Origin of the sequence: Emticicia sp. BO119 (assembly GCF_013912375.1) — a bacterium.
GTDB lineage: Bacteria > Bacteroidota > Bacteroidia > Cytophagales > Spirosomataceae > Emticicia.
In genome coordinates this window covers 1530-16374 of the sequence record NZ_JACETV010000016.1, presented here as the reverse complement: position 1 = coordinate 16374, position 14845 = coordinate 1530, and the positions used below count along the sequence as shown (strand labels likewise).

The following is a 14845-nucleotide window of genomic DNA, read 5'->3' as shown; positions in this document are numbered from 1 at the left end:
TTATTCTCCTCATTGCCTTTTAAACTAAGCGTCAGGCTTATCTTCAAACTTACTTTTTCTGAATTCCATTACTAAACCACCAATAACCAATAAAACAAAGGCAATAGATGAAAAAAGGTCGATTTTTGTACCGACTACTACTGATTTTGGCTGGAATTTAAACTCGATTTTGTGTTTTCCTGCCGGAACAACCATAGCTCTTAATACATAATCGGCTCTGAAATGCGGTGTTTCCTGACCGTCTACGTACGATTTCCAATCTTCATTACCTCTGTAATATACTTCTGAGAAAACAGCTACCTGATTCGATGCCGAATTTGACTCATAGGTCAAGGCATTAGGTTTATACTCTGTCAGTTTAATAGTAGCCGAAGTATCTTGTTTGAGAGATTTTCCATTCAGGTAACTTTTATATCTTTCATCAACTAATACTACTGTGCGAGGATTAAAATTATTTACCGATTTCAGTTCTTCATCTGCATTTTTTACTTCTTTTATTTCGTTTACAAACCAGGCATTCCCTAAGGCATCAGGGTTTCTTTGAGCCACAGGCTCGCCGTTTTGTCCGGCAGTTATGAAATATTTAGTATTCAGCATATTCAGAATCGGCATATTTAATTTACCCTCTTTTATCATGGCGTTCTCGTATAGTTCCTGCATACGTTTCAGCTTAGCTCCATGATACCCCCCTATCGATTTATGGAAATACGAAATGCGGGCATCGGACCAGAAACTCTGGTTTGTTGCGAGATCAATAACTCTGAAATCAGGGTCTTTATCCTGTAAAATCTGCTCATCAGCTGGCGAAGGCGTGTAAGATTGACTGACAATTGCTGATTTTGGTTGAAAGTCGGAATTATTGAGATAGCGTTTATCAACTAAAATCAAATCTAAGATTGTGAGTACTCCCAATACAATGATAAACACATTGGTTTTAATTTTCTGTGTTGTAAATGCCCATACCAGACTCGCTGCAGCTGCTACCAGAAATAATGACCGTAGAATATCACTCATAACTGCTGACTGACGGTCGGTAATAATAGAAGCTAATAATGAATTGGCAAAATCTTGTCCGTTGGCCTGAGCGATACTCTTTACAAAATCATCATCATTGGGTGAGCGATAATCAATTATAAAATATCCGATTATTATTATGCCTAACACACCTCCCAGTGTATATAACAATGGTTTTTTCAAGTCTTTGAAACTCAGGTTATTATCTATTATCTGTTTGATGCCTAACATTGCCCCTAATACCAGACATAGATGTAATAATGTAAGGATCATTTTACTATCTCTGAATTTATTGAAATAAGGGAAGTAGTCGAACATAAAATAGTTAAAGCCACTGAAATAACTACCCCAGGCTATGAACAGATAAATAACAGATGTAGCAAGCAATACATACTTTAAGCCGTCTTTTACAATAAATAAAGACAATAGAAAGAAGAATAAAACAAGGATTCCAGAATAAAATGCACCTGATGTATAACCTTGTGGACCAAAATACAATGGAAGATTAGAGCTAAAGTTAAGCGCCGTGCCTGCATCTATGCCTTTACCAACCATCATTTTATAGGTTTCTGAATTTGTGCCAAGATTACCATTTGAAGATCCTCCCACAAAATTTGGAGCTAAAAAGGTGAGTGTTTCTAATTTACTGAAAGCATAATTTTGTCCAAAGGCATAATCTCTGTCTAAACCATCAGATGAACGGTTTATATTACCCAGCGTTAATTCAGATTTGCCCCGGGTAGTTTCTTTGGTATATACCAGGGTATTCCACAGATACATTCCACGTGTACCAACGCCTATAGCCAGACAAACCAAAATGATGACATACGACTTAAGGAGGCCTGAAAAGTTCCCTTTTTTGACATGCAGATAGCTTTCAAAAATGACATAAAACCCTAAAAGGAAAAAGAGATAATAGGTAATCTGAGGGTGATTGGCATAAATCTCCAGGCCCATAAACAAGGTTGTAAGCGCAATGCCAAGCCAGTATCGGCCTCTGAAAACAGCAATAAAACCTGCTAATACCCCCGGTGCAAAAGCTAAAGCTATTAGTTTTGATATGTGTCCTGCTTCTAAAAAGAGTAAGCCGCTTGAACTAAAGGCATAGGCAACCGAGCCGAAAAAACTTAACCATCGGTTTACATTCAGCACCCTCATCAATACATAAAACCCTATCATTAAGGCAATAAATATATTAGCCGGAACGGGAAAAATATCTAATAAAGTAGCCCCCAACCAACTCGACCAACTATTCGGATACCCCCCTACTATCATAAAACTGGGCATACCACCAAACATAGAGTTTGTCCACCACCCCCAATCACCTGTTTGTTTATGAAAATCGTTTAATTCCTTTGCGGCAGCTGAAGCCATCTGAATATCGTGTAGTCCAAGGCGTTTTCCTTGCAATAGTGGTGAGGCATACAAAAAACTAATCACAACAAAACCAACAATAGCAAGAATAGTAGGGATAAACTTTTTAAACATTTTTTAAAAGAATATGATGGAAATAAAATCAATCAATAGGGTTCTCACTACAAAGAACGCAAAGAAAAATCAAACTCTGTAAGAATAAGACCAAATTTCTTTCCGAAATTTGCAAACCTTTTATTTAAAAATCAGACCCGATGCTTCTTTTTAATATCACTTTTAATATTGAAACTCATATTCATCAGCAGTGGCTTAAATGGATGAAGACTAATTTTGTACCAGCAGTAATGCAAACCAAACTACCATATAAATCATCTGTCTTAAAACTTTTGACAGAAATTGAAAATAGTGGTAATACGTACTCTTTCCAATTCCATTTCAAGAATATGGAAGATTTTCTGAACTTTGAACTTCATCATAAAGAACAAATTTTAGACCGCCATAATATGCTTTTCAGAGGCAAATTTGTTCAGTTCAGTTCTCTATTAGAAGAAATCGAATAATTTCATAAACTTAGCGGGTACTTTTGTCTCAAAACGCAGATTTTCTTTAGTGATGGGATGTTTAAACGAAAGAACCCAGGCGTGTAATCCTAAACGGTTAATCGGATTGCCAGTAGCACCATATTTGGCATCGCCTACAATCGGATGTTTTAGATCTTTGGCGTGTACGCGTATCTGATTTTTACGACCTGTTTCCAAATTAAATTTCACTAATGAATATTTATTACTGCGTCTTAATACTTCATAATGTGTAATAGCTTTTTGACCTATGTCAGGGTTCTGGCTGGAATAAACAACTAAAGCCCGGTTTTCGACAAGGTAAGAGGTTATCATTCCTTTATCTTTTTCAACCGATCCCTCAGTTACTGCTAAGTAGGTACGTTCTTCTATTGTTTCATTCCAAGACTCCTGCAAAAGTTTTTGTATTTTTTCACTCTTGGCAAAGATCATTAAACCAGAGGTTTCCCGGTCCAATCTATGCACAATAAAAATACGGTTACCGGGATTCTGCCTTTTTACATAGGCACTTAAGGTACTATAAGCATTGTTGTCTTTTTGTTTTTCAGTCGCTATAGATAAAACACCTTCTTGCTTTTCAATGACAACCAGATACTGATCTTCGAAAACAATCGATAATCCTTTTTGTCTTTGTTCTTCTGGTGCTTTTTTCCAGCTTACTTCAACAACCTGTTCTGGTTTGAGAATATGATTGAACTGGCTAACCGTACGGCCATCTATAAAAATGTGTCTATCCCTAAGTAATACTTTTACATCGTTGCGGCTTTTATTGATGTTCTTAAGCAGAAATACCAATAGCTCTGTTTCTTCCTTTACTACAAATTTCGTCTCGGCTGTTTTATTAGTACCTTTCTGCGGATAATTATCATTTTTAAAATTCCTCATATCAATTCATTCTCAAAAGCACATTCTGTGTAATTTATGAAGCAAAGGTAACGGAATAGTGATTGTTTATATGGAGAAATTCTACAAATTTTACTTCTCTGGCTCTTAATTCCAAAAATTTGAGTCACAATTATTTACGCTCAATGGAAAGAATTTTAAATTCAGTCCTGCGATTTCTCTGATGCTCTGCTTCCGTGCATTGAACACCATCACCACATTCGTTAACCGGCTCTTTTTCTCCCATTCCTACTCCTCTCATTCTTGCTTTAGCTATTCCTTTTCTTGCTAAAAAATTCACTACCTCATTAGCCCGTAACTGTGAGAGGGCTAAATTATCCTGAGCATTTCCTCTTGTATCTGTATGAGAGCGTATTTCTATTATCATATTAGGGTTCTTCTGCATGGTGTTCACGAGTTTATCCAACTCTCTAATTGCCTCTCCCCTGATTTTATAGCTTTCAGAATCATAATAAATATTATCTAACTGCACTACATCACCAACCTTATAAAGTTTGGTATCAAATAAAGAACCAACGTTAGCTTTAACTGCTTTTTTCTTAAAAATATTAGCAATACTTCTTTTTTCTGCAATTTTCTCAACCATCTCAAAACTTCTTCCAAAATTTTCTTTGACAGCTTCTAACAGATAATCACAGTTCAAATCTCTTTTAAATTCATAAGACCCATCTGCTCCGGTAATCATCTCCTGTACCTGATTAGTACACTGATTAATGAAACGAATCAAAACCCCTGCTATAGGCGTGCTGTCTCTTCCGGCTGTTACTACTCCTCTGAATATAGTTGATATATTATTTTTACTTCCTTTTGATAACAGGATTTCATTTGGAGCAGGCTTAGTTTCAGCGGGTTTCTTTTTTGTATTATCGGCCACTACCACTTCACGTTTCAGATAAATATCCAGTTTTGATGCTTCGTAATCCGAGGCATCTCTATTTGAAAAACTTATAACAGATTGCTGATAACCATTTTGTTTAACTATAAAATTAAAGTCATTATCGGCTCGCAGACACAACTTGATAGTGCCTGAATTATTGGTAATGGCACTTTCTTTAGAGTTGGCTTCTCCCTTGGTTTCGTATTCAAATCTGATACGGTCAAAGGGCTTTTTACTTTCTGCATCAAATATATTAACAATTACTTCCCTACAACCATATATGGTTCCTAAGCGTGTAAATTTATATATGTCATCATCATTGCCCCCCCTTTTACGATTACTGCTTATGAATCCTGACTGGCGTTCACTGTCTGTAATAATTCCAAAATCATCTTTGTTTGAGTTGAGAGGGGCGCCTAAGTTTCTTGGTTTCCCAGAAGGTAAACCTGTGGCTGTATTCATAGGCATGAAAAATATATCTAAATCGCCGAGCCCAGGGTGGCCATCTGACGAAAAATACAGATTGCCTCTTTCATCTACGTATGGAAACATCTCGTTACCACGCGTATTCACACTTGCGCCTAAGTTTTCGGGCTTAGTCCACTCACCATTACTATATCTTGTCATCCATACATCAGTTCCACCATAACCTCCGGGCATATCAGAAACAAAGTACAGGATTTTATCATCAATTGTGATGGTGGGATGTCCGCAAGAAAAATCATTACTATTAAAAGGTAATTCCCGTACTTTTTTCCATTCGTTATCTTCATAGAAAGCCATATATAGCTTTAAGCGTGTGATACCTGTATTTTTTTTCTGTCCAAAAATCCCTCCGTTCGTACTTTGGTTATTACGGGTAAAGATAATTTTTGAACCATCATGGAAAAACGTACACGGCCCCTCGTGATATTTTGAATTAAGTGTTTTGCTGAATTTCTGTGTAGGAATACTTGGTTCTTCTTCATAATCGAGGTCTTTGCTACCTGGTACGTAATCACTGCCTTTCCTGCCAACCGTTTTACTATCGTTTGATGTGGGGGGGGTATAATAATCATCACCCAATCTTTTTGAGGTGTTTGGAGTTTTTGCAGTAGAAGAGGAGCTTGTACCAATAGCAGATGCCGAGGGTTCGGTATTTAATACTTTCAGGTCTTCTAAGTAAAATAAGTCAAGGAAAGAGGATGCATCCCAGTTAAAAACTCTTTTGATAGTAGCATTACCGGTACGGCCGGATACAAAGACCAGCCCCTTTTTATAATAAATTGGGCTGAAATCAGCACTACTCGAATTAATACCTACATATTCTATGCGATAACTACCTGCATTTCGTTCCAATGCCCCACGATTGCTATTCAATTTGATAAACTCCTCACCTCGTTTATCCTGTTCCTGTAACTCATTGAATTTCTGCCAGTATTGGTTAGCCTCATCATATTTACCATTGCTGGTTAGTACCTGTGCAAAATGCCTGTAGGCTTTCACATCTTCACCTTTCAAAACCGGATTAGTACTTAAGACCTCTCTGAAAACTCTTTCGGCATTAACAAAATCTTTAACCTGTCGGTAAGCTAACGCCAACTGTATTTTTGCTTTTAAAGTTTCTTCTTCTGTTAAACCTTTCGGTTTTTTCAAAGCAGTCTCATACAACTCTATTGCTTTTGCGTATGCCAAAGATTCATACTGCGCATCGGCTTTCTGGAGCGCTTTAGAAGTACTTTGAGCATAAACGACAAAAGCAGAAGTAGCAAAAAAGGTAAAAATTATCAATTTTCTCAATAGCATTGCAAGGTAGTACTGCTTTCTTATTAAACGTAATCAAATGCAAAAATCATGCCTTTGGCAAGTTTATTTTGTCCACACTTTATTTATTCAGGTGTCTAAATTTAGGAACATTTCTATAATATAGGTATATTTTTTATATGTTAGTGCTGAATTATCAGTTTTTTGACTGATTTCCCTACCTCTTGGGTTTCGTCTTCTATAATAATAAAATAAAGCCCGCCATGATAACTTTTGAGAGACAAGTCAATCTCAGTTTTATTACTGAATGATTCCTGATGTAATATAGATCCTCTTTCATCAATCATTTGTAGCTTTACAGCACGATTTGCCAATTTGTTTAACTGAATAGTTACACTTTCACCAGCAGGGTTAGGAAAAAGTAAAATATCATTTTCTTCTGATTTCATACTAATGAAATTGCCTATTATTTCAGGCACTTCAGAGTTATTAATAATACCTGAAGTTCCTGTTTTAGGGAACAATTGACTTTGAGGTATCACTTCTCGAGATTGACTCGGGCCAGACCATTCTAACCTGGCAACAGCCCCGCCTGTATTCTCATAATATTCAATCCTGACAGGCACTTTTACACCACCAGACAATAAGATAGCATAAGAATGAGTAGTCGGCGACTGGTCAATCCATTTATTAATAATCAATCGGTTATCTATCCAAACTTTTATTCCGTCATCGCCTGTCATCATAATATTATAAACCTGCGTAGTACGGGGTAATAAGAATCCTTCCCAACGAACTGAATAGGTGTCGTTTGAAATACTCGAAGCAGGAGAACCATTTCCCCAGTTAAAGTTGATGGTCTTGTCTATTCTGGTAAGCTTCAGGCTTGTAAGGTCTCTGTTATTATAATAACTACCAGTTAAGCCAGTGCCGACTATAGGGTCGGGTTCTATACCAAATAACTGGCTTTGCGGTATTATTTCCTTTACCTGGCTTGTACTTGCCCACTCTAATTTTATCATGGCATTGCCTGTATTCTCATAATATTCTATCAAAATAGAGGTCTTCTGCCCTGCTGTTAAGTCTATCGTGAAGGTATTGGTTACAGAAGACTGAGCAACCCATTTATTCACTTTCAACTGATTATTAATCCATACTTTCACTCCGTCATCAGAGGTGATGCTAAAGGTATATTGTTCTGAGTATCTTGGTAAGATCTGACCTTGCCATCTAACAGAATAAGTCTCATTTCCTATGGATGGGTCGGGTGAACCAGAACCCCAATTGAAATCAATTTTATTATCTAAACGGGTTAGCTTAGGAGTAGTGAGGTTAGCATTATCATAATAAGTAGCTGCCAGACCATTCCCGTTTCCGTCAGGCGGTGTAGTTGGTGCAATAGGTACAACTACCCCAAATAACTGGCTTTGCGGTATTACTTCTTTTACCTGGCTCACACTTGCCCATTCTAATTTTACCGCGGCATCTCCTCCATTTTCATAATATTCAACCTTAACAGGTACTTTTTGACCTGCTACCAAATTTACCATAAAATTATAAGTGGTAAATGACTGGTCAACCCATCTGTCTAATACAAGCTGGTTATTAATCCATACTCTGATTCCATCATCGGCCGAGACACTCAACGTATAAGTTTCGGTATATTTAGCTAATATTTCACCTATCCACCTTGCCGAATAAGTGTCATTAGCTATCCCTGTAGCCGGTGAACCTGTTGCCCAGTTAAAATCAATTTTAGAATCAATCCGGGCTACTTTGGGATTAGTTAAGTCTATATTATCAAAATAGGTGGCGGCTAACCCATTTCCGTCTCCATTCTGCACCGGAGGGTTAGTTGGAGTATCCACTTTTTTTGTTACAGCAAAAGACTGAAAGACCGGCCTTGCCGGAGCAAAATCAGTATTCCCCGGTTGGGTGGCAGCAACAGTAACAGTACCCGGAAGGCCACTTAGGATAACAACATTTCCAACTACTGTGGCAGGACCGCTCAATACATAATAAGATATAGGCAGGGTTGAAGTAGAAACTGCACTGATGGCAAAAGGTGTATCTGTATTAAGTTTATTGGCAAGGCTATTGAAAGTAATAGATTGCTGTGCAGCCCCGCAATTGGGATAAATATCTTTACTCAATGTTGCAGTTAAACCTTGAGTATCCTGAACGGTTAAGGTAATCCGATACCAATAGGTAGCTCCGTCACAACCTACTGGAGAAATAACGGCTGAGGTTGTCTTCTGATTAATTGGCGGTTCGGGGTGATTGTGCTCATTATGAAATAAAGCCACTTGCCAGCTATAATTTAATTGAGAATCAGATGTTTCTTTATCAGAAGCAGAGCAATCTAATGTCAGATAGGTTTTGCCACTTACCTGAAAGGTATTAATCTCGTTTAAAGTACTTGCGTTTATAATCGGTGGTGTATTATTCGGCGATATTAAAATAGAAGCCGAATTTTTTGCCCCTCCATTGTCAGTAACTGTCAGCTTTACATTATAAGCAGTATTACCCGAAGTATTAAATATTTTTTGAGGATTTGCCAAGGTACTGATACTCCCATCACCAAATTCCCACAGGTAGCTTAAATTGCCGTTTTCCGGATCATAAGACTGATCTCCTGTAAATTGTATTGTTAATGGCGAAGTTCCGAAAGTTTTATCAGACGATGCAATGGCAGTAGGGAATTTATTGCCTGATTGTGTATAGGTAATACGTCTTATTTCACCCGGATATTTGACATATAATAAAGCATCCTGAAAGGGTTGTTGACCAACAAATACAATAGAGCCGCTACCATCCGGAACAAAGTTTTTCACTTTTTCTGGATTAAGATTTTCATCAAAACTAATGTTTCTTATCCAGCCGCCACCATAGTCGGCATGGAAATAGGTATTTTTATATTCAGCAGGGAAACTTGAACCTGTATACCATACACCTCCGGTTGAGGCGTTTCCGCCAAAAGAAGAACCTGATAATAAAGAACTACCCACATTAGAAACTACCCCATTAATATACCCTCTTGCATTACTTCCATTTCGCCAGTCTAATTTAGGTCTGTCGTAGGTTGCTGGTTTATAGGTATTATTATTATAAGCCCCTTGTGCTTCCATTCCTTCATAGGAAGGCCAACCGAAATTTTGTCCTTTATTTGTAAGGATATTAAGTTCCTCTTTCGTATTCCAACCCACATCACCTATAAAAAATGTACCTGGATTACCATCGTTTCTATCGGGGCTTCCTGTCCCTGTCTTAATAGTAAAACGATAGGGGTTTCTTAATCCCACTGCCCACACCCTTGATTGCGCTGAACGTGGATTATTTGGGTTCCAATAGGGATTCGAAGGGATTCCATCACCTGTATTCGGGTCGATTCTTATGATTTTACCGCTTAATGAATTTAGCATCTGGCATCTATAAGCTCCTACGTTTTCCTGAGGTGTGATAATCCCATCGTTCAGGGCTGTCTGCCAATAAGTCTCTCCTGCAGAGCCCTGATCGGCTGAAGCATAACTGGCTCCATCACCCAGACTTGCCAGGAGTGTGCCATCTGTACCAAAAACTATTTGACCGACTCCGTGAGATTCATGTAGAACCGGCATACCTGTAGATTTGGTTTCACCTAACAAGACTTTCCTTGAATTATAGTCAATCTGAGAAAAATTTGAACCGGCGGTAGCAGTATAACGTGTGATACGTCCAATAGTGGCGTTATAATACTCGTTAGTACTTGCACTATACTGCGATGTACCGAATTTTAATAAATGGTGCCGGTCAACTACATATAACAGATATACGTTTCCGTTTGAAATAAAGTTGGGGTCTAAGGCAAATCCTACCATGCCGAAATCTCTCCAGTCACCTACTTCCGGCGAAATATCAATAAATGGCTGGCTTTTCTTTACACCATTTTCTACTATCCAAACTTTTCCGGCTTTTTCCCACACAAACATACGACCATTAGCATCAAAAGTAAATCCGACTACCTGATTCCATCCTCCTAAAAAAAGCTGGTCGTTAAAACCAGACGGCAATTGTGCGCAGGATATATATGATAAAAACAGAAAAATAAAAAGGCTTACTACCTTTTTAAAGGAGTAGATTTTTTTCATAGTGATTTGTTATAGGTTCTCAATAGCATTTAAGGTGTTATCGCGGGTTATGTGCCAGGGCAAAATCAGCCTGTTAAAGAAAGTGCCATCTCTCATTAGAATTGAATCGTCTTGAAAGATGGCACAGTTTACTGTAAATTGGGGGTTATGGTTTATCTCGCAAGTGTAATATAACCTACTTTGTGTACTTTTTTACCACCAAGTTCATAATCAATCGCATAGAAGTACGTTCCGTCTGGTAAACCTTCACTACCAAATCTGATACCCTGGTTTGAGGTTCCATCCCAACCTTTTCCTGCCAATGTATTGTCTTTATCCTTGAAGACTAAATGCCCCCAACGATTGAAGATACTACCCGATACAATTTTGGCACCATCTGGAACAGTGACCTTGAAGTAGTCGTTCACCCCGTCTTCATTCGGAGAGAATCCTTCAGGAATTATCACTACTCCTCCAGCATCAAGTGGTAATCTCAATACAGTTGGTGAAGTCTGATTAGGTTTCACTTCCATACCTGAATTTGACTTGTCAGATACCAGCTTTCCACTTCCGATAGCTTTTGCATACGCATAGTTTTCGTAAGGCCCTTCATGACCATTATGGTACACTTTCACGGTATAGAATATTGAATCCATTTTACTTACTGCCAACTGGCTTGTTGTATCTGCTATTAATAGATTAGCATCTTCTTTGCCATCGAATGCAGGGTTCAGTTTTAAAGTAGAGTTCAATCCTACTGTTGGTTTACCCACCATTACGTAACTTACGCTATCTGCGAATGTCTTGCTCAAGCTATCAGATACCTGCACATTAGTCAGTTTAGAACTTCCAACATTTTTCACTAAAGCTAAGTAGGTTACTGAATAACTTGTTTCATCTAATTTTGTTGAGTCAACAATTGCTAAAGCGACACCAATGGCCGGTTCGGTCGGATTAATATCAACCTCTACTTCAATTGGAGTTGGATCATTGTTGTTAGTCGGATCGCCATCATTATCAGGGTCAGGATTTACACCGTCTGTTGATTCTTCTTTCTTCTGGCCATTTACATTGAGTTCCGCTTTGTTATAGAACTTATCTGCTGTTGCTTCAGAAAGATCAACTTTTACGTTGAATCTCAGAGCCGAAGTTTTACCTTTCTTAATACTGCTCAATGAGTCAATCAACATATTTTTGTGCAAGCCACGACCCGTATAATTCGGATTCACTACCAAGCCTGAATCTGCTACTATCTTCACAGTATCGTTCAGAATCTTCGCACCGCTGCCAAAGGCCTTCTCTAAATCGTCAACTACCTGTACACCCGTTACATCTGAATTACCCATGTTTTTTACATAGATAGTAAATGGTATGGTGTAAGTTTTTCCACTCACTAATAAAGGCTCACCTGATACCTTGCTCATACCTAACAAGGTTTCTTCCTGAGCTGGATCATTGATGGTATATTCACTTACGTTATTGGTAGTGGTATTGTCTACTTCATTTACTTTGGCTAATTCAGCTTTATTTACAATCTTTCCACCAGCAACTACTCTTGTTTTGTAAGTGAATGATACACTATCACCAGCCAATAAGCTATCCAGTTTGAGGTTAACAATTCCATTGGTATAAGTAGCATTCACACTTGCCGAGATAAAGCTCAGTTTATATGGTAAGATGTCTCTTACTTCTATACCTGTTGCTTTGAGCGTACCTACGTTTTTCACTAATACTTTATACTCGACTTCCTGATCCATTGCTACTTTATCTGCTGAAGCCTTCTTGCTGATTGCCAGGTCTACAATTGGTGTGCCCGGTGTCACTCCACCGTCACAAGTAGTGATTACTACTTTAATTACCGATCCTGCAGAGTAGCAGCCCGCTGATGTACGCTCAAATACGTAGTATGTACCTGCACCTACAGCTCCCGGATTAGTAATTAAAGGAGAGTCTGTTGAATTGGCCGTATGGAATTCGAACTGACCTCCTACTGTGGTAATATCAGTCAGAATGGCAGTGTTTAAGTCAGCCGTGTTAAACGGACACACATTCTTGATTTCGGCAATTACTGTCGGTGCTGTTGCCGCTTTGCCAACTGTTACGGTTATTTCGTTTGAACGTGGACTTTCACATTTACCGCTTAATGATTGACATTTAGCCCAGTACGTAGTGAACTCCTGTGTTGGTGTTACAGTCAATACGGCTCCTGTTGCTCCTGTAGACCACACCACCAAGCCTGTACATCCTGTAGCGGTAATAGTAGTGCTTTCGCCTGGACATATCTGTTTCTTGCAATGGATGAATGGTTTGTTCGGAGCACCAAATGGTATCATTACCGGTTCGGTTACACCGCTTTCACAATCGCCTACTTTACATTTAGCTGTATATTTCACTGTGCTGTCAGGAATCAATGTAAGGGTTTCACCCGTTGCACCTGTCGACCAAACTACTATACCTTCACAACCGCTGGCCTTAATCGTTACTGATTCACCACCGCAAACAAAGTCAGTCAAACAAACCAAACTTGGTAGTTTAACGTTGGTTACTTTCACCTGTATAGCATTTGATAAAGCACTGCTACATAAGTTCGATTCTTTACAAACCGCTGTGTAAATAGACGTAGCTGTTGGTTTCACAGTTATTGAACTTCCTGTCTGACCTGTTGACCAGATAACCACCCCTGTGCTGCATCCTGTGGCTGTTAATGTTACATTTTCAGGTTTGCAGATGCTGGTTTTGTTCGCTGATATGATAGGGGCTACCGCATTACATGTACCGCAATCTGTTTTAGATGTGATAACAATGCTGTTCGATGCACCGCTGGTTCCGCAACCGTTCATACAAGTGGCTGAATAAGTTCCGGCTGTGCTTACCGTCAACATTGTTCCTGTATTGCCGCCTGTCCATACAATTGTTCCGTTGCAACCGCTTGCAGTCAGAATTGCCGTTTCACTCGGACATATACTTGTCTTGTTAGCAGCTATGATTGGCGCAGTAGGTGTAGAACCTTGCGTAATTGTGATTACAATTGATGAACCACTGGTTCCGCAAGCTGTAGTACAGATAGCACTATATGTACCAGCTGTACCAATTGTGATATTTGACCCAGTTGAGCCGTTGCTCCAGGTTATTACCCCACCACAACCTGTTGCTGTAAGTGTAGCAGTTTCTGCACCACAAATGCTTATTTTATTGCTTACTACTATTGGTGCGCCAGGTGTTCCGCCTGTTGTAATGACTATTGGCGTTGAAGCCCCACTTACACCACAAAGGTTAGTACAGGTTGCTGTATAGGTACCTGCTGCATTTACAGTAAGACTCGTACCAGTTTGACCGCCAGTCCAGGTTACAGTTCCGCTACAACCTGTGGCTGTCAGAATTGCTGTTTCACTACCACATAAGCTTGGCTTATCAGTTGCCACTATAGGTGGGGTAGGATTACCTCCCGTTGTAATAATTACTGCATTTGATACCCCACTGGTTCCACAAGTTGTTGTACAGGTTGCAGTGTATGTTCCGGCAGTACCAACTGTAATGCTCATTCCTGTCGCACCATTGCTCCACATTACCGTACCACCACAACCGGTCGCTGTGATTTCAGTTGTTTCATTACCACATAAGCTTGGTTTGTTAGTAGCAATTACTGGTGCACTTGGCGAACCTCCTGTTGTAATAACCACTGCATTTGATACACCACTGGTTCCACAACTATTGCTACAGGTTGCAGTATATGTTCCCGCTGTGCTTACTGTGATATTTGTACCTGTTGAACCATTGCTCCAGGTTACTGAACCACTACAACCTGTGGCTGTCAGAATTGCTGTTTCACTACCACACAAGCTTGTTTTGTTGCTTGCTATTGTTGGTGCACTTGGCGAACCTCCTGTTGTAATAACCACTGCATTTGATACGCCACTGGTTCCACAAGGTGTTGTACAGGTTGCAGTGTATGTTCCGGCAGTACTTGCTGTAATACTTGTACCTGTTGAACCATTGCTCCAGGTTACTGAACCACTACAACCTGTGGCTGTCAGAATTGCTGTTTCACTACCACACAAGCTTGTTTTGTTGCCTGCTATTGTTGGTGCACTTGGCGAACCTCCTGTTGTGATAACTACCGCATTCGATACGCCACTGGTTCCACAAGGTGTTGTACAGGTTGCAGTGTATGTTCCGGCAGTACTTGCTGTAATACTTGTACCTGTTGAACCATTGCTCCAGGTTACTGAACCACTACAACCTGTGGCTGT

Annotated in this window: 6 protein-coding genes; 1 reads left to right on the top strand and 5 read right to left on the bottom strand. The window is 39.2% G+C overall.

Annotation, left to right across the window (positions count from 1 at the left end; genetic code table 11):
* Window positions 1-24: 24 nt before the first annotated feature.
* On the bottom strand, window positions 25-2502 hold the full coding sequence (locus H1R81_RS26965; protein ID WP_181843874.1) for a YfhO family protein: 2478 nt from the start codon (window positions 2500-2502) through the stop codon (window positions 25-27).
* Between the two features lie 140 nt (window positions 2503-2642).
* Here H1R81_RS26965 and H1R81_RS26960 point away from each other — a divergent pair, with 140 nt between their 5' ends.
* Window positions 2643-2948, top strand: coding sequence for a DUF4286 family protein (locus H1R81_RS26960; RefSeq protein WP_181843873.1), 306 nt, complete (start codon window positions 2643-2645; stop codon window positions 2946-2948).
* On the opposite strand, the gene H1R81_RS26955 is transcribed toward H1R81_RS26960, so the two are convergent.
* The 4 genes from H1R81_RS26955 to H1R81_RS26940 form a co-directional block, all read right to left on the bottom strand.
* Window positions 2931-3851, bottom strand: coding sequence for an RluA family pseudouridine synthase (locus tag H1R81_RS26955; RefSeq protein ID WP_181843872.1), 921 nt, complete (start codon window positions 3849-3851; stop codon window positions 2931-2933). The genes H1R81_RS26960 and H1R81_RS26955 overlap by 18 nt on opposite strands.
* A 130-nt stretch (window positions 3852-3981) precedes the next feature.
* Window positions 3982-6531, bottom strand: coding sequence for an OmpA family protein (locus H1R81_RS26950; protein ID WP_220275329.1), 2550 nt, complete (start codon window positions 6529-6531; stop codon window positions 3982-3984).
* A 140-nt stretch (window positions 6532-6671) separates the two neighbouring features.
* Entirely contained in the window at window positions 6672-10616 is a 3945-nt protein-coding gene (locus tag H1R81_RS26945; protein WP_181843870.1) for a PA14 domain-containing protein, read from the bottom strand.
* Between the two features lie 152 nt (window positions 10617-10768).
* The coding region (locus tag H1R81_RS26940; protein WP_181843869.1) for a gliding motility-associated C-terminal domain-containing protein at window positions 10769-14845 on the bottom strand (4077 nt) is incomplete at its 5' end.

What these genes read in the sequence shown, in the direction of transcription:
- H1R81_RS26950 (WP_220275329.1), bottom strand. Translation starts at nt 6,531, where the DNA reads ATGCTATTGAGAAAATTGATAATTTTTACCTTTTTTGCTACTTCTGCT.
- H1R81_RS26955 (WP_181843872.1), bottom strand. Translation starts at nt 3,851, where the DNA reads ATGAGGAATTTTAAAAATGATAATTATCCGCAGAAAGGTACTAATAAA.
- H1R81_RS26960 (WP_181843873.1), top strand. Translation starts at nt 2,643, where the DNA reads ATGCTTCTTTTTAATATCACTTTTAATATTGAAACTCATATTCATCAG.
- H1R81_RS26945 (WP_181843870.1), bottom strand. Translation starts at nt 10,616, where the DNA reads ATGAAAAAAATCTACTCCTTTAAAAAGGTAGTAAGCCTTTTTATTTTT.
- H1R81_RS26965 (WP_181843874.1), bottom strand. Translation starts at nt 2,502, where the DNA reads ATGTTTAAAAAGTTTATCCCTACTATTCTTGCTATTGTTGGTTTTGTT.